Annotated in this window: 17 protein-coding genes (1 of these 17 cut by a window edge); 5 read left to right on the forward strand and 12 right to left on the reverse strand. The window is 70.0% G+C overall.

The window, feature by feature from the left end; translation table 11 throughout:
- Positions 1–102 precede the first annotated feature (102 nt).
- Positions 103–1,101: a Holliday junction branch migration DNA helicase RuvB gene (gene ruvB / locus DAETH_RS15050; protein WP_264775694.1), complete on the forward strand. Its 999-nt coding sequence runs from the start codon at positions 103–105 to the stop codon at positions 1,099–1,101.
- 116 nt (positions 1,102–1,217) lie between these two features.
- Positions 1,218–1,574, forward strand: coding sequence for an ArsC/Spx/MgsR family protein (locus DAETH_RS15055; protein WP_264775695.1), 357 nt, complete (start codon positions 1,218–1,220; stop codon positions 1,572–1,574).
- Positions 1,575–1,586: 12 nt separating this feature from the next.
- Here DAETH_RS15055 and DAETH_RS15060 read toward each other — a convergent pair whose 3' ends face one another.
- The 4 genes from DAETH_RS15060 to DAETH_RS15075 form a co-directional block, all read right to left on the reverse strand.
- Complete coding sequence (locus DAETH_RS15060) at positions 1,587–2,492, reverse strand: alpha/beta hydrolase family protein (protein WP_264775696.1); 906 nt, start codon at positions 2,490–2,492, stop codon at positions 1,587–1,589.
- A gap of 37 nt (positions 2,493–2,529) precedes the next feature.
- Positions 2,530–3,642 (reverse strand): acyltransferase, encoded by a 1,113-nt coding sequence (locus DAETH_RS15065; protein WP_264775697.1) that lies wholly within the window; start codon positions 3,640–3,642, stop codon positions 2,530–2,532.
- Between the two features lie 78 nt (positions 3,643–3,720).
- Positions 3,721–4,467 carry an SDR family oxidoreductase gene (locus DAETH_RS15070; protein WP_264775698.1) on the reverse strand — a complete coding sequence of 249 codons (747 nt, stop codon included), beginning with the start codon at positions 4,465–4,467 and terminating at the stop codon, positions 3,721–3,723.
- 43 nt (positions 4,468–4,510) lie between these two features.
- Complete coding sequence (locus tag DAETH_RS15075) at positions 4,511–6,547, reverse strand: molybdopterin oxidoreductase family protein (RefSeq protein ID WP_264775699.1); 2,037 nt, start codon at positions 6,545–6,547, stop codon at positions 4,511–4,513.
- 109 nt (positions 6,548–6,656) lie between these two features.
- Between DAETH_RS15075 and DAETH_RS15080 the strand changes: the two genes are divergently transcribed.
- Positions 6,657–7,268 carry a GrpB family protein gene (locus tag DAETH_RS15080; protein ID WP_264775700.1) on the forward strand — a complete coding sequence of 204 codons (612 nt, stop codon included), beginning with the start codon at positions 6,657–6,659 and terminating at the stop codon, positions 7,266–7,268.
- 7 nt (positions 7,269–7,275) lie between these two features.
- Here DAETH_RS15080 and DAETH_RS15085 read toward each other — a convergent pair whose 3' ends face one another.
- Both DAETH_RS15085 and DAETH_RS15090 read right to left on the reverse strand, forming a co-directional pair.
- Positions 7,276–7,791 carry a hypothetical protein gene (locus DAETH_RS15085; RefSeq protein ID WP_264775701.1) on the reverse strand — a complete coding sequence of 172 codons (516 nt, stop codon included), beginning with the start codon at positions 7,789–7,791 and terminating at the stop codon, positions 7,276–7,278.
- 72 nt (positions 7,792–7,863) lie between these two features.
- Positions 7,864–8,934: a M36 family metallopeptidase gene (locus DAETH_RS15090; protein WP_264775702.1), complete on the reverse strand. Its 1,071-nt coding sequence runs from the start codon at positions 8,932–8,934 to the stop codon at positions 7,864–7,866.
- A 70-nt stretch (positions 8,935–9,004) separates the two neighbouring features.
- Between DAETH_RS15090 and pnp the strand changes: the two genes are divergently transcribed.
- On the forward strand, positions 9,005–11,173 hold the full coding sequence (gene pnp, locus DAETH_RS15095; protein WP_264775703.1) for a polyribonucleotide nucleotidyltransferase: 2,169 nt from the start codon (positions 9,005–9,007) through the stop codon (positions 11,171–11,173).
- 86 nt (positions 11,174–11,259) lie between these two features.
- On the opposite strand, the gene DAETH_RS15100 is transcribed toward pnp, so the two are convergent.
- Together DAETH_RS15100 and DAETH_RS15105 are read right to left on the reverse strand one after the other, a co-directional pair.
- Entirely contained in the window at positions 11,260–11,703 is a 444-nt protein-coding gene (locus DAETH_RS15100; protein WP_264775704.1) for a hypothetical protein, read from the reverse strand.
- Positions 11,704–11,745: 42 nt separating this feature from the next.
- The gene (locus DAETH_RS15105; RefSeq protein WP_264775705.1) at positions 11,746–11,994 is read right to left on the reverse strand and encodes a hypothetical protein; all 249 of its coding nucleotides are present in this window, start codon (positions 11,992–11,994) and stop codon (positions 11,746–11,748) included.
- 32 nt (positions 11,995–12,026) lie between these two features.
- Between DAETH_RS15105 and DAETH_RS15110 the strand changes: the two genes are divergently transcribed.
- On the forward strand, positions 12,027–12,341 hold the full coding sequence (locus DAETH_RS15110; protein WP_264775706.1) for a hypothetical protein: 315 nt from the start codon (positions 12,027–12,029) through the stop codon (positions 12,339–12,341).
- Between the two features lie 73 nt (positions 12,342–12,414).
- On the opposite strand, the gene DAETH_RS15115 is transcribed toward DAETH_RS15110, so the two are convergent.
- The 4 genes from DAETH_RS15115 to folP form a co-directional block, all read right to left on the reverse strand.
- Entirely contained in the window at positions 12,415–12,882 is a 468-nt protein-coding gene (locus DAETH_RS15115) for a hypothetical protein (RefSeq protein WP_264775707.1), read from the reverse strand.
- Positions 12,883–12,946: 64 nt separating this feature from the next.
- The gene (folK, locus tag DAETH_RS15120) at positions 12,947–13,444 is read right to left on the reverse strand and encodes a 2-amino-4-hydroxy-6-hydroxymethyldihydropteridine diphosphokinase (protein ID WP_264775708.1); all 498 of its coding nucleotides are present in this window, start codon (positions 13,442–13,444) and stop codon (positions 12,947–12,949) included.
- Positions 13,444–13,803: a dihydroneopterin aldolase gene (gene folB / locus DAETH_RS15125; protein WP_264775709.1), complete on the reverse strand. Its 360-nt coding sequence runs from the start codon at positions 13,801–13,803 to the stop codon at positions 13,444–13,446. The genes folK and folB overlap by 1 nt, the downstream gene beginning before the upstream one ends.
- A 10-nt stretch (positions 13,804–13,813) precedes the next feature.
- Positions 13,814–14,156: the end of a dihydropteroate synthase gene (gene folP / locus DAETH_RS15130; protein ID WP_264775710.1), read on the reverse strand. 569 nt of this gene lie beyond the right edge of the window; only the last 343 of its 912 coding nucleotides appear in the window; its start codon lies off the right edge, out of view; the stop codon is at positions 13,814–13,816.

The following is a 14,156-nucleotide window of genomic DNA, read 5'->3' on the forward strand; positions in this document are numbered from 1 at the left end:
AATTCTTGTTATGTCAATAGCAGAATGAGTGTCGACGTTTCACCAGAGGGATAAGTTGCTACATCCGGCACCCCTTTTTCGGAAATAGCGTAATATGACCGCATGACTGAAGCGAACGACCCCGCCTTGCGGCCCAAGACGCTGACGGAATACGTAGGCCAGGAGCGGCTCAAGGAAAAGATGACGGTGTACCTCCAGGCCGCCAAGGGCCGCCGGGAGGCGCTCGACCACACGATGCTCTTCGGCCCTCCAGGGCTGGGCAAGACGACTCTGGCGCACATTATCGCGCACGAACTCGGCGTGAACATCCGCGTCACCTCGGGCCCGGCCATCGAGAAGCCGGGGGACCTCGCCGCCATCCTCACGAACTCGCTCGAAGAGGGCGACGTGCTGTTCATCGACGAGATTCACCGCCTGGGCCGGGTGGCGGAGGAGCACCTCTACCCCGCGATGGAGGACTACAAGCTCGACATCGTGCTGGGGCAGGGCCCGGCGGCGCGGACCATCGAGCTGCCGCTGCCGCGCTTTACCCTCGTCGGGGCGACTACCCGCCCGGGGCTGATCACCGCGCCCATGAGAAGCCGCTTCGGCATCATCGAGCACCTGGAGTACTACACGCCCACCGAGATAGGCACCAACCTGCTGCGTGACGCCCGGCTGCTGGGCTTCGGGCTGACGGAAGACGCCGCCGTGGAGATCGGCGCCCGCTCGCGCGGCACGATGCGGATCGCCAAGCGACTGTTGCGGCGCGTGCGCGACTACGCCGAGGTGGCGGGCGAGAAGCTCATCGAGCTGCCCCGCGCGCTCGACGCCCTCGACCGCCTGGGGCTGGACTCGGCGGGCCTGGACGACCGCGACAAGAAGTACCTGGAGACGCTGATCCACCGTTTCGCAGGTGGGCCGGTCGGCGTGGACACCCTCGCCACCGCGATCTCGGAAGACGCCCTGACGCTGGAGGACGTGTACGAGCCGTACCTGATCCAGCTCGGCTTCATCAAGCGCACCCCCCGGGGCCGCGTCGCCACCGCCCACGCCTACGATCACCTGGGTCTGCCGGTGGGCGGCCGGGACGAGGAGGGGGCGGGGGTGTACACGAACTGAGGCGATCAGCACTCAGCTGTCAGCGATCAGCACAAAAGAGCAAAAGCTCCGGCCAGCGCTGGGGCTTTTTGCTGACGGCTGACCGCTGATCGCTGACGGCTCGCTACACTCCCCCCATGCCCGACCCTCAGGTCCAGATGTTCGGCCTCAAGAAGAGTGCGGCTACCCGCGCCGCCGAGCGGTTTTTCAAGGAACGACGGGTCAAGATTCACTTCATCGATCTGTCGGCCAAGCCCATCGCCAGGGGAGAACTGACCCGCTTCGTGCAGAAGTTCGGCCTGAACGCCCTGCTGGACACGGGGGGCAAGGCTTACGAGCGCAGCAACCTCGCCTACCTGCGCACGACGGAAGACGCCATCGTCGCCCGGATCATCGAGACGCCGGAACTGCTGCGCCTGCCCCTGGTGCGCGGCGGCAAGGTGCTGACGGTCGGGGAGGACCCGGAGGGCTGGGCGCGAATGCTGGAGGGATGAACCCCCTGGACCCTAGTTGCCCTCGCCCGTCTTCCCGGGAAGGATGCCCTGGTCGGGTGTGACTCTCTCTTCCAGGCGATTCAGGAAGGCCAGCATCTCGTTCACAAGAACGTCCCCGAAATGTGAGCCCCCGAGGTGCGGCCCGGTCAGCCGCACGAGACGGCTCTCGGGCGAGGTGGTTCGCGCGAAAATAGCCTCACCGTGACGCGCGAAGGGCACGACCTGATCCTCCGGGCTGCCAGCCACGAGGATCGGGACCTGGGCCGACTGGGGACTGTTGAAGTCGTTGAAAGGATCGCGCCGGGGGGGGAGCGGCGCCCCCTGGATCACCCCGTGCGCGGCGGCGATGTCGGCCCGGAAGGTGGCGTTGCTTCCCTGCCAGACCTCGCGCAGGTTCACCTCCGCGTCGAGCAGCACCACGCCCGACACGGGATAGACCGGGTAAAAGGCGGTGAGCAGGGCGGGCAGCCCCCCCATCGAGTACCCGAAGTTGTAGGTGCGCCCGTTGAAGGGGAAGGTGCGGATCGCCCGCGAGCGCATGTCCGCCAGGTAGGTGAGGGCCTGCGGCGCCCCCCAGGTCGTCGCCCCCGCGTCGTTGCTGACGAGGACGGCGTACCCGGCGCCGAGGAGCCGCGCGTACAGGGAGCGCAGGTGCGGCCGGGTCAGGCTGAGTTCCGAGGTCATCCCGCGCGAATGCGAGACCATCACGAGCGGGCAGGCGGGGGTGCACGCGGCGGGGCGGAACAGGAAGGCGTCGCCGAGCGGGTGCGGGAAGCGCAGGGGCTCGGGCAACGCGACCTCTGCATTCGGTTGAGCCTGGGCAAGCGGAGTGGACGGGGGCGTTTCCACGGGCGGCACGGGAGGCGTGGCGGCGAGGGCGGCGGACGACAGGAAGAGGGAGAGCACCACGCACTTCATCGCGGCAGAGACTAACAGAAGGCGGGAGCCGGGGCCGTCAGCGACCGAACAGCCAGCGCGACAGCGCCCTGCCCTCCAGCAGACGCGCGATCAGCACCGGGATACCCAGGGCGATCAGCCCGTACACGGCGAGCACCCCGAGGAACGCGGCCGGGCGGCCCGGAAAGCCCACCCGCTCCAGGAACCACAACACCCCCGGGTGGAGCAGATAGATCTGGAGGCTCACCGTGCCCAGATAGACGAGCACCGAGCGCCACCGTGTCTGGAAAGGGGCCAGCACCTGCGCCAGCCCGAACAGGGCGAGCACCGCCGCCGCCGTGAAGGTCCAGTTCGCCGCGCTGTAGGTCACGCTGCTCACCCGCCCGCCCTCCAGCAGCGACACCGCGACGGGCACGTACCACGCGAGGGCCAGCACGGCGGCCCCCACGAACCACCCCCGCCACCGCGCCCACAGCGCCTCGAACGCCCCCTCGTTCGCGCCAAAGTACATCCCCAGGGTGAGGGCCGGGATGTACCACAGGGCCATCGTGCCGGGGAAACGGAAGCTCAGGACGCCCGTGCGGTTGAGCCAGAACACCAGGAACTGCAACGCGAAGGCCAGGGCGAGCACCGCCAGGAAGGGCCAGCGCCGCCGCCACAACGGGAGCAATAGCGGCAGCACGAGGTAGAACTGGAGGACGATCAGCAGGAAGTACAGGTGAAAGTACCCCTTGCCGTACTGCACCCACACCTGCCAGCGCGCCGGGTCGGCGAGCGCGGCGAGGGGATCCTGATGGGTCACGACCCGGAAGAGCACGTACAGGACCGTCCAGAGCAGGTACGGCAGCAGCGCCGTGCGGATACGGGCCGCGTAATACTTCCCGAGGTCGAGCCGCCGCATCGCCGAGCGGGTGAGCACGAGCGCCGTCATGAAGACGAAGGCGGGCACCACGAAGTGCAGGGAGCGGTTGATGACGGCGATGGCAGTACTCAGGGTCGAGCCCGCCTCCGCGTGCCGCAGCGCCAGCCCGGTAAGGTGGTGGGCCACGACGGCGACGATTGCCAGTCCCCGGAACACGTCCACGGCGGGGAGGCGGGCCCCGGCGTCACTCCGCCTCCCGGGCACCGTCGCGGGCAGGGAAGCGTCGGCGGAAACGGGGGATGTGGTCATGGGCGGGGACCAGTATAGGGACGGGCTGAGCACCCGGAGACGATGAGGGATGGAGGCGGACAGGAAGCGCGGCGGGGGTCAACGTCCGCCGCCCACGTCCAGCAGCGCGCCGGTGACGTAACTCGCCTCCTCCGAGAGGAGCCACAGGATCGCCCGGGCGACCTCCTCCGGGCTGCCGCCGCGTCCCATCGGGATACCGGGGGCCAGCCGGGTGACCCGGCGCGGTTCCCCGCCCAGCGCGTGAATCTCGGTCTCGATCAACTCGGGGCGCACTCCGCAGACCCGGATGCCCTCGGCGGCGACCTCGCGGGCCAAGCCGACCGTCAACGTGTCGACCGCCCCCTTGGAGGCCGCGTAATCGACGTACTCGCCCGGCGACCCCAGCACGGCGGCCCGCGACGAGACGGTGACGATCACGCCGCCCGCTCCCCCGTGGCGGGTGGACATCCGCCGCACCGCCGCCCCGGCACACAGGAAGCTGCCGATCACGTTGGTTGTCAGGACCCGCGTGAGCCGGGCCGCGTCCATCTCCTCCACCCGCGTCTGCCGCTCCAGCACCCCCGCGTTGTTCACGAGCGCGGTGACCCGGCCCAGCCCCGCCTCTACCTCATCGAACAGCCGCTCCACCTCCTCCTCGCTACCCACATCGGCCCGCACGGCGAGGGCTCGGCCCCCGGCGCTTTCGATCTCGCGCACGACCTCCCCCGCCGCCCCGGCGTCCTGCCGGTAGTTCACGCCCACCGCGTAACCCTCAAGGGCCGCGAGCCGTGCCGTGGCCGCGCCGATGCCCCGGCTCCCTCCCGTGACGATCACAACTTTGGTCATGGCCCATCTTAGGAGGGACGGGGGATGCTCGCCTGACGGTTCCTCAGTCCCCCGCCGCCTCGATCCGCACCCGCGTGTTGTGGAAGGTGCTGCCCCCGCCCAGGTCGGTCAGCGTCTGTGCGGTCAGCGCGTTGATGCTCGTGCCGTCGGGTGCGCTCAGGCCCCACCACGTCCCCTCCACGACGGCGACGCCGGGCTGGGCGGCCTCCGTCACCTTCACGCGGCGCAGGGCCTGGCCCACCTCGCTCCTGATCAGCGCACGTTCGCCGTCCGTCAGGCCATAGGTCCCGGCATCGAAGGGGTGAACCAACACCTGCGGCTCTCCCCCCTCGGCACGGTTCAGCCGCTCCAGGTTGCCGTACGTGCTGTTCAGGAAGTGGTGGGCGGGCGGGGTGATCAGGCGCAGCGGGTAGTCCGCGTTCAGTCGCGCCTCGGGCTCCTGGTGCCGTGGGGCGGGCGAGAGTTCCACCTTGCCGCTCGGCGTGGGGGCGCCGTGGGCATAGGGCAGGAACGTCTCGGGCAGGTTCAGCCGCACGCTCCCCTTGGCCTTGAGACGTTCGGGGGTAACTCCCGCGAGGTGCGGATGGTCGGTCGCCAGCACCTCGCGCATCAGGTCGTCCACCGTCCAGCACACGCTGGGCTCGGTGACGCCCAGGCGGCGGGCGAGTTGCTGAAAAACCCAGGTGTTCGGTCGCGTCTCGCCGGGAGCCTCCAGCACGGCCTCGTTGTAGCCGAGCCAGTGGTGTCCGTAGCTGGGGTACAGGTCGGGGTGCTCCATGAAGGTCGTCGCGGGCAGGACGTAATCGGCCAGCCGCGCCGTCTCGGTCATCGCCTGTTCGAGCACGACGACAAGGAGGTCGTCCCGCTGGAGTCCCGCGCGGACCCGGCCTGAATCCGGCGCGACGACGGCGGGGTTGCAGTTGTAGACGATGACCGCGCCGAATCCAGCTTCCGGCGCGAGGGCGTTCGCCAGCTCGTTCATGTTGACGTGCGGCGTCTCGGGCCTGACGAGGTGCGCGCCTCCCAAGCGAGTTCGGTTGAGCGCGAAGGCGCCGCTCGTGCTCAGGACGACGCCCCCGCCCCGGTGCCGCCAGTCGCCCGTCAGCGCGGGGATGAGGGTGACGGCCCGCAGGTTCGTCCCGCCGTTCTCGTGCCGCGTCATCCCGTAGCCGACGCGGATGTACGTGGGCCGCGTCGTGCCGATGGCACGGGCGAGGTCGCGCACCTCCTCCACGGTCAGGCCGGTGACCTCCGCCGTCCGCTCGGGCGTCCACTCCCGCGCCGCCTCGCGCAGTTCCTCCACCCCCCGCGTCGCCTCGGCGATGTACGCCTCGTCCGTCCAGCCGTGGGCGAAGAGTTCGTGCATCACGCCCAGGGCGAGGGCGGCGTCGGTGCCGGGCCGCAGCTTGAGGTGGGTGTCCGCGTACTGGCTCGTGCGGTTGCGGTAGGGGTCGATGTGGATGATGCGCGCGCCGTTCTTGCGGGCCGCCGTCATCTGCGGGGTGAGGTGGATGTTCGTGCTCAGCGAGTTGATGCCCCACAGGATGATCAGTCGAGCGTGCGGCACGTCGAGGGGGTCCACCCCGTAGCGCGGGCCGTAGCCCACCTGCCACGCCGCCGTGCCCGCCGTCGCGCAGATCGTCTCGTCGAGTTCGGGGGTGCCCAGCGCCCGCCACAGGGCATGGGCGTGCGAGTTCTCCATCAGCCCCATCGTGCCCGCGTAGTGGTAGCGCAAGATGGTGGAGGGGCCGCGCGTGTCGAGCAGCGTCCTCAGCCGGGCCGCGATGTCGTCCAGCGCCTCGTCCCAGGTCACCCGCTCGAAGCGGGGTTCGGGGTCGGTCTTGGGGTTCACGCGCCGCAGGGGGTAAAGGGGCCGGTCCGGGTGGTTCTGCCGCGCCGGGTAGTGGACGGTCTTGGCGCAGGCGAAACCCCGGGTGTAGGGGTGGTCCGCGTCGCCCGTCAGTTTCACCGCGCGCTCCACGCCGTCCTCGCCGCGCGCCAGTGTGATACGGAGGCGACAGGCATCCGGGCAGTCGAGGGGGCAGGTGAGGAAGACGTCGCGGGTGGAGGGGGCGGTCATCGGGGCAAGTGTACGCGGACAGGCCGGGCGGAAGTCCCCCACCGGGCACCTTCCTCTAGCCCATTCGGCGCATTGCTCCGGCGCCAGGCCGTGGCAGACAATCCTCCCGATGAGCAAACATCCCCTCCTGCCGGACGACGAACCTCTGACCGCAGAGCAGGCGCAGGCCGTCTGGGTGGGCGAGATGCCCACGCTCACGGGCCGGGTGGAGGTCGCTGACTCCGACCCCGAGTGGCCGCGCCTGTACGAGCGCGAGGCCGCCCGCCTCCGCGCCCTGCTGGGCGAGCGCGTGCTGGCCCTCAAACATGTCGGTTCGACGGCCGTGCCGGGCCTGCCCGCCAAACCCATCATCGACCTCGACCTGTCGCTGGCCGACTCCGCCGACGAGACCGCCTACGTGCCCATCCTGGAGGGCGCGGGCTACCGCCTGGTTATCCGCGAGCCCGACTGGCACGAGCACCGGATGTTCAAGGGGCCGGACACGAACATCAACCTGCACGTCTGGACCCTCGGCAGCCCGGAGGCCCGGCGGCACCTGATCTTTCGCGACTGGCTCAGGACGCACGGGGACGACCGGCAGCGGTACGGGGAGCTGAAACGGGAACTGGCGGGGCGCGATTTCACCTACCTCCACGAGTACAACAACGCGAAGGCGCCGCTGATCAGGGAAATCTACGCGCGGGCCCTGGCCGCCTACCCCGTCGGGAACGCTGTAGGTTAAGCGCGCCTCACGCTTCCCCCTGGTGCGGCTCGGCCAGCTCTCCCCGTGCTCCGGGTGCGTCGGCGTCCATCCGGCTGAACTCCGCGCGCTCGGCAGCCTCCGCCTCCAGCACGTCGCAGACCGGGCGGGCCTGATGCCCCCGTGCCCGCAACAACGCCCGTGTGAGTTGCTCCGTCACGGGCTCCAGGGCGCGGAACACCGCCGAGCGCGCGAACTCCCGCGCCGCCGACCCTTCCGGCCCGGTCACTTCGGTCAGGTCCATCGCCGCCAGGTCGAGGGGCCACAGCACGACATGGACGAGTTCGTGGACAATGGTCTCCTCCTCGTCGCGGAAGGGCTCTTCGGACAGCAGGAGCAGTGCCGTGCGGTGAACCGCATCGACCTTCACGTCGCCGCTCTGCCAGGGGCGCTTGAACCGCACCAACTCCAGCCGGATGGTCCACTCGTTCAGGCCCAGAAGTGCCTGCCAGGTGCGGACCAGCTCTTCCAGCTTCGCTTTCCCCAGGGGCGTGTACCCGGACATGCCCCGGAGTCTGACAGAGGAACCGGCGGCCGGGCCTCTCCCTGGTGAGGTTGAGCGGAGCCGCAAACCGGACTACCTGAGGATGCCCCGGTCCACGAACGCCTGCCGCACGCTGGCCGCCGCCCCCTTGCCCGAGAGGGCGAGCGCGGTGTCCACCGTCCCCTGCGCCGCCGCCGCAAAGCCCGTGTCGGGGGCGAAGCGGAACTGCGCGTCGATGATGATGCGGTCGGCCGTCCGCGCGCCCAGGGCTCGCCGGATGTCCCACAGGGCGCGGGACCAGATCTCGCCGTCCGCGTGGACCTCGCCGCGCACGTCCTCCGGGGAGTGCTTGCCCGTGTCCGTGCGGCGCAGGCAGTGGGGGACCGTGCTCGTGTACGAGGTGCTGTCCCAGTCCGCAATGCAGGGGAGCGGGGTGCGGATAGGGGCACCGTTCGCCCGCGCGACCGCCTCGCCGACACTCAGCGCGAGGTAATCGCCGAACGCCTCCCCGATGCTGCCCGCCTCCAGGCTGCTCCCGAAGCCCGGCACCTGGGCGGCGTGGACCGCGTGCCCGTACTCGTGGACGATCACCTCGCCGTCCTCGGCGTCGTCCACACCACCCTTGCCCAGGCGGATGATGTCGGGCTGGTCGTTCTGGTACGAGTTGTCCTGCCCCCACTGGCTCACCTTGATCTGCTGCTGGTCGCTGTTCACGGCGGGCAGGTCCGATCCGAAGCCGAGCGACTGGAGGTACTTCTGCGCCTCCGTCACCCAGAAGTACGCCATCACCTGCTCGAAGCCGTCCTGGTCACGGCTGAAGTTCAGGGCGCCGCCGACCGACACGGGCGCCCCCGTCTCGCTCACTACCCTCGCGTAGTCCCCGCTGAGGGCGCCACTGCCGTCGAGGTTCGTGAGGGTCACCGGGAAGTACGCACTCGCGGGCACGGCCCCCGCGCTGTCCTTGGCGTCGCTCAGGCTCTCGTCGCCCGTCGTCTGCACGGGGTTGGGCAGGAAGACGCGGGCAGGAACCTGACGTGGCCCGCTGGTCGGCTTGCCGTTCCCGCCCTGGGCGGCGAGCACGGTGGAGTCGGTGGCGTTCTGGACCCCGCATGCGGCAAGAAGGGTGACGGACAGCAGGACGGTCAGGCCTGAGCGAATCTTCATGGGTTGCACCTCGTGGGCCGCAGGATACTGCCTTTCTTTCTCACACAGCGGCGCAGGGTAGACTTCCCCGATGATAGGCAAGACGTATACCACCATGCTCGGCGGACGGGAACTGAGCATCGAGACGGGCAGGCTGGCGAAGCTCGTCAGCGGCAGCGTCACCCTGCGCTACGGGGACACCATGCTTCTGGTGACTGCCCAGGCGCGCGACGACAAGAGCACCCTCGACTTCCTGCCCCTCACCGTCGAGTTCGAGGAACGCCATTACTCGGTGGGCAAGATTCCCGGCTCCTTCCACCGCCGCGAGGGGCGCCCCGGCGAGCGGGCGATTTTGAGCGCACGCATCACCGACCGCCAGATTCGGCCCCTCTTTCCCAAGGGCTACCGCCACGAGACCCAGGTCATCATCACGGTGATCAGCGCCGACCAGCAGAACCTCCCCGACGTGCTGGGGCCCATCGGCGCCTCGGCGGCCCTGAGCGTCAGCGACATCCCCTGGAACGGCCCGACCGCCTGCGTCCGCGTGGGACAGGTGGACGGCGAGTACGTCCTCAACCCGACCAGCGACCAGCTCACCCGCTCGACCCTCGACCTCGTGGTGGCGGGCACACGCCAGGCCGTGATCATGGTCGAGGCGGGCGCGCAGGAGGTTCCCGAGGAGAGCCTGGTGGGCGCCATCGAGTTCGCGCACGCGGGGATGCAGGGCGTGCTCGACCTGATCGAGACCATGCGCGCCGAGCTGGGCCGCGAGAAGTTCAACTTCCTCGCCGACGGTGACCTCTCCCCCGACCTCGTGCCCGAACTCGCCGAGGCGGCGCGGGCGGAGGGCCTGCGTGACGCCCTGCTCACCACCAGGAAGAAGGAGCGCAGCGCGAACCTCAAGGCGTTGCGAAACAGGTTGATCGAGGCGCGCGTGCCCGATCCTGGGGCCGAGGGGGCGGCGGGGCAGGTAGAGGCCCTCAAGGACGCCTTCGCCAAGGTGGAGAAGCAGGAGCTGCGCCGCCTGATCATCGAGGAGGACCTGCGCGCCGACGGACGCAACACGCGCACCGTGCGCCCGATCTGGATCGAGGTCCGGCCCCTGCCCCGCGCCCACGGCAGCGCAATCTTTACGCGCGGCGAGACGCAGGTGCTCGGCGTCGCCACCCTGGGCACCGAGCGCGACGAACTGCTGGTGGACGACCTGACCGCCGAGGAGAACGACCGCTTCCTGCTGCACTACAACTTCCCGCCGTACTCGACCGGTGAGGTCAAGCGCATGGGCGGTCAGTCCCGCCGCGAGGTCGGGCACGGCAACCTCGCCAAGCGGGCGATCCGGGCGGTCCTTCCCGCCTTCGACGACTTCCCCTACGTGCTCCGCGTGGTGGGCGAGGTTCTGGAATCCAACGGGTCGTCCAGCATGGCGACGGTCTGCGCCGGGACGCTGGCCCTGATGGACGCGGGCGTGCCGCTGCGGGCCCCGGTCGCGGGCGTGGCGATGGGTCTGGTGATGGAGGGGGAGCGCTACCGCATCCTCACCGACATCCTGGGGCTGGAAGATGCGCTGGGCGACATGGACTTCAAGGTCTGCGGCACGGCCCAGGGCGTCACGGCCCTCCAGATGGACATCAAGGTGGGCGGCATCACCCCCGCCGTGATGCGCGAGGCGCTGACGCAGGCCCGCGAGGCGCGGCTGTACATCCTGGGCAAGATGGCCGAGGTGCTGCCCGCTCCCAGGCCCGAACTCTCCCCCACCGCGCCGCGCATCCTGACCCTCAGGATCAACCCCGAACTCATCGGCAAGGTGATCGGCCCCGGCGGCAAGCAGATCCGCGAGCTGGAGGCGATGGGCGCGCAGATCACGGTGGAGGAGGACGGGACGGTGCGCATCTTCAGCGCCGATGGGCAGGCCGCCGAGGCAGTGCGGGGGCGCATCGAGGGCCTGACGAAGACCGCCCGCGTGGGCGAGGAATACGAGGGCACGGTGGTCAAGACCGCCCCCTTCGGCGCCTTCGTCAACCTCTTCCCCGGCCAGGACGGGATGCTGCACATCTCGCAGATCAGCGAGCAGAGGATCAACGCCGTCGAAGACGCGCTCAACGTCGGCGACCAGCTGCGCGTGAAGATCGCCAACATCGACGACCGGGGCAAGATCGACCTGATTCGCCCCGAGCTGGAGGGTAAGATCGCCCCGCGCGAACCGCGTCCGGCGAGGGCCGGTGGTGGTGACCGGGGACCGCGCCCGCCGCGCCGGGACTGACCGAGCAAGGATTTGGGGCCGCTTCCGGGAGGAACGGCCCCTTGCCCCTTGGTTTGGCGAGGAGGAGCCACCGATTCACCAAGCCGTCATCCGCCCCCCCAGTCCGCCGTGTGCCGAAACCGCCCGAGGCCGACCTCGTCGAACTCGTCCTGCCCGGGAGAACGAGGGACGCCCAACAGCCGAAGGGCATGGTTGATCGCCCCTCCCCCCTTCGAGCATTCGGGTCCCATAACGCACTTGCCCTGCTGCCAGACGGCGGCTACCTGGGTCCCCGAACCCCCGAAGAAGTCGGCCTCCACGTAGGCCACACGGCCCAGACGGGAGACTTCCACCAGGAACGCCTCCAGGACTGCGCCCGACTTCCAGAACGCACCAGAGGTGCCGGGGCCGGATAGTCCGAACTGCTCGTCCAAAACCTCGTCCGTGAGGGGAATGAGCGCGATGCCGTGCCCTAACGAGATCGTCGGCAACCCGTGTTTGAACCTGGCGGCTTGGGAATCGAGCAAAACTGCTTCAAGCGTGTAGCCCATGCAGCCCCCTCCCCCAACAGGGCAAACCCATTCGGAAGGGTTCTACTCCTCCCGCGCCGTGAACACTGCCAGCATCGCCGCCGCAAGCGCCCCGACCGCGCCCACGACGAGCGGCGCGTCCTGCCCCACCAAAAAGGCCTCGATGGTGAGGACGAGGCCGAACACACTCGCGCCCAGGGTCAGGAGAAGCACCCCCCAGAGCGGCACGGTTGAGGCCCGCCGCGCGGAGAGGCGGGTGCCCCAGCCGAAGCCCGCGAGGATCAGGAGTCCCGCCCCCAGCCAGCCAGTCATGCCCGCAGGATAGCCTGGGCTAGAATCCGGCCATGAGGCCCGCCTACCTGACCGCCGCCCGCAGCCTGCAACTCGGGCGCGAGTGGGCGGTGGAGGGTGACCAGAACCGGGCCGTCGACGCCTACGAGGAGGCGCTGAGCATCCTGCGCGCCCTGCCGCCCGAGCGCACCCGCGACGTGCTGCTCGCGCACACCCACCTCGCCTTCTACCAGACGCTCGCGCTCTCGGGGGCCGCAGAAGGGCAGGAACACCTGCACCTCGGCGTGAGCTACGCCCGCTCCACCCGCGACCCCCTGGCCCGCGCCATCGCCGAGGAGTGCCTCAGCGGGCTCGACGTGGTGATCTAAGCGTTGCACAAAGGAGAACGCCGCCCGGAGAAGATCCGGGCGGCGCGTGTTTGGGGCGAAGGCCGAACTGGTCTTACTGGGCACCGGGAAGCTGAATCTGGGCCACCGTGCGGTTCTGCGCCTTGTCGTGCGTGCACTGCATCCCGAGCTGACCCAGCACGGAGGACTGCCCCTCGACGCTGATGTTGGCGGGAGCGCTGAGCGCCCAGCCGCCGCCGGGGACGGCCTGGGTGTTGGCGACGATCTCGCCCGGCTCGGCGCCGATGTCGGCGTGCAGGTTCTGGCCCTGCCGCAGTTGGCCGGTCTGCTGGAGCACGCCCCTCAGGGTCTCCAGTTCCCTGGCCTCCGCCAACTGTTCCCGGCACTCCTCGATGAAGATGTACTTGCTGATGCCGTTCGCCTCTGCGTCGCTGTAGTAGGGGTTGGTCCGGATGCTCAGGGCCGTCACGAAGCCCAGGAGCAGCACGCTCAGGGCGATGGACACCCACAACAGGGTGCGCCCCAGCTTGCCGTGGCGTCTGGAGGAGGTCAGCTCGCTCATGTCAGGGTGCAGCATAGCGTGGACGGCGGCCCACGACAGGGAGCCCTGTCACCCGAGCGGCGCCCTACCACTCGGGGGCGGCGAGCGTTACACCCTCCCGCCCGACCCGTGCGAGGGCCGCCCCCACCGTCTCCCCGCTTGTCGGATGGGCGAGGTGGGGATCGAGGTCGGCCAGCGGCGCCAGGACGAAGGCCCGCTCCCAGGCGCGCGGGTGCGGCAGGGCCAGGCCGGGGGTATCCCGCACCTCGTGCCCGTAAAGAATCAGGTCGAGGTCGAGGGTGCGCGCCGCCCACCGGTCGCGGCGGACACGTCCCGCCTGCCTTTCGATCTCGTGCAGTGCCCCCAGCAGCTCGACCGGCCCGAGCGGGGTGACGAGGCGGACGGCGGCGTTGAGGTAGTCGGGCTGGCCGGGGGGACCACCGACCGGCACGGTGCGGTACAACCCGCTCACCCCCGTCAGCGTGCCCAGCCGGGCGAGGTCGTCCCGCGCCCCGCGCAGGGTCCCCGGGGCGTCCCCCAGGTTGGCCCCCAGGGCAATGAAGGCGGCCTCGCCCGGCGCCATCACTCGCCCTGGCGCAGGGTCAGCTCGGCGTACACGTCGCGGAACACGCCGGGCAGCGGCGCGAACGGCTTGTGGACCCGCACCGTCACGCTCTCCAGCCGGGGATGGTCGTGCAGCAGCCGCCGGGCGACGCGGTCGGCCAGCACCTCGATGAGCTTCCAGCGGTGGCCCGTCACCTCCTCGCAAATGGCGTCGTAGGCGGCCGCGTAGTTCACGGCCGCACCCAGCTCGTCAGGGATGCCCGCGAAGGCCCAGCGCAACTCCGCGTCGATGACGAAGCGGGCCCCCAGCGCCGCCTCGGTCTCGTACACGCCATGCCGCGCGTGAAACTCCAGACCCTCCAGAACGACGCGACTCATGGGCGGGATTCTAGCGGGCCTGGACTTGCCGCACAGGACCCGGACTGTCGAGCGCCGCCTGCACCCGCAGCGCCTGCATATGGGCCCCTGCCGCGTGCGCCCGCACCAGAGCAGCCCCAGCTCGTGCGGCGTGTAGGTGCAGGGCGAGCGTCCCCGGGTCCCGCTCCCGGGGCTCGGGCACCCCGGCCAGCGTGTCGATCAACCGTTTGCGGCTCACCCCGACGAGCACCGGATGGGGTCCCGCCGTGAACCTCGGGAGCGCTCGCAGCAGGGCGAGGTTGTGCGCGGGCGTCTTGCCGAAGCCCAGCCCGGGGTCGAGGAGCACGGAAGGGACTCCCGCCGAGAGCGCGGCC

It is taken from the genome of Deinococcus aetherius (genome assembly GCF_025997855.1).
GTDB lineage: Bacteria > Deinococcota > Deinococci > Deinococcales > Deinococcaceae > Deinococcus > Deinococcus aetherius.

What these genes read in the sequence shown, in the direction of transcription:
- ruvB (WP_264775694.1), top strand. Translation starts at nt 103, where the DNA reads ATGACTGAAGCGAACGACCCCGCCTTGCGGCCCAAGACGCTGACGGAA.
- DAETH_RS15055 (WP_264775695.1), top strand. Translation starts at nt 1,218, where the DNA reads ATGCCCGACCCTCAGGTCCAGATGTTCGGCCTCAAGAAGAGTGCGGCT.
- DAETH_RS15060 (WP_264775696.1), bottom strand. Translation starts at nt 2,492, where the DNA reads ATGAAGTGCGTGGTGCTCTCCCTCTTCCTGTCGTCCGCCGCCCTCGCC.
- DAETH_RS15065 (WP_264775697.1), bottom strand. Translation starts at nt 3,642, where the DNA reads ATGACCACATCCCCCGTTTCCGCCGACGCTTCCCTGCCCGCGACGGTG.
- DAETH_RS15070 (WP_264775698.1), bottom strand. Translation starts at nt 4,467, where the DNA reads ATGACCAAAGTTGTGATCGTCACGGGAGGGAGCCGGGGCATCGGCGCG.
- DAETH_RS15075 (WP_264775699.1), bottom strand. Translation starts at nt 6,547, where the DNA reads ATGACCGCCCCCTCCACCCGCGACGTCTTCCTCACCTGCCCCCTCGAC.
- DAETH_RS15080 (WP_264775700.1), top strand. Translation starts at nt 6,657, where the DNA reads ATGAGCAAACATCCCCTCCTGCCGGACGACGAACCTCTGACCGCAGAG.
- DAETH_RS15085 (WP_264775701.1), bottom strand. Translation starts at nt 7,791, where the DNA reads ATGTCCGGGTACACGCCCCTGGGGAAAGCGAAGCTGGAAGAGCTGGTC.
- DAETH_RS15090 (WP_264775702.1), bottom strand. Translation starts at nt 8,934, where the DNA reads ATGAAGATTCGCTCAGGCCTGACCGTCCTGCTGTCCGTCACCCTTCTT.
- pnp (WP_264775703.1), top strand. Translation starts at nt 9,005, where the DNA reads ATGATAGGCAAGACGTATACCACCATGCTCGGCGGACGGGAACTGAGC.
- DAETH_RS15100 (WP_264775704.1), bottom strand. Translation starts at nt 11,703, where the DNA reads ATGGGCTACACGCTTGAAGCAGTTTTGCTCGATTCCCAAGCCGCCAGG.
- DAETH_RS15105 (WP_264775705.1), bottom strand. Translation starts at nt 11,994, where the DNA reads ATGACTGGCTGGCTGGGGGCGGGACTCCTGATCCTCGCGGGCTTCGGC.
- DAETH_RS15110 (WP_264775706.1), top strand. Translation starts at nt 12,027, where the DNA reads ATGAGGCCCGCCTACCTGACCGCCGCCCGCAGCCTGCAACTCGGGCGC.
- DAETH_RS15115 (WP_264775707.1), bottom strand. Translation starts at nt 12,882, where the DNA reads ATGAGCGAGCTGACCTCCTCCAGACGCCACGGCAAGCTGGGGCGCACC.
- folK (WP_264775708.1), bottom strand. Translation starts at nt 13,444, where the DNA reads ATGGCGCCGGGCGAGGCCGCCTTCATTGCCCTGGGGGCCAACCTGGGG.
- folB (WP_264775709.1), bottom strand. Translation starts at nt 13,803, where the DNA reads ATGAGTCGCGTCGTTCTGGAGGGTCTGGAGTTTCACGCGCGGCATGGC.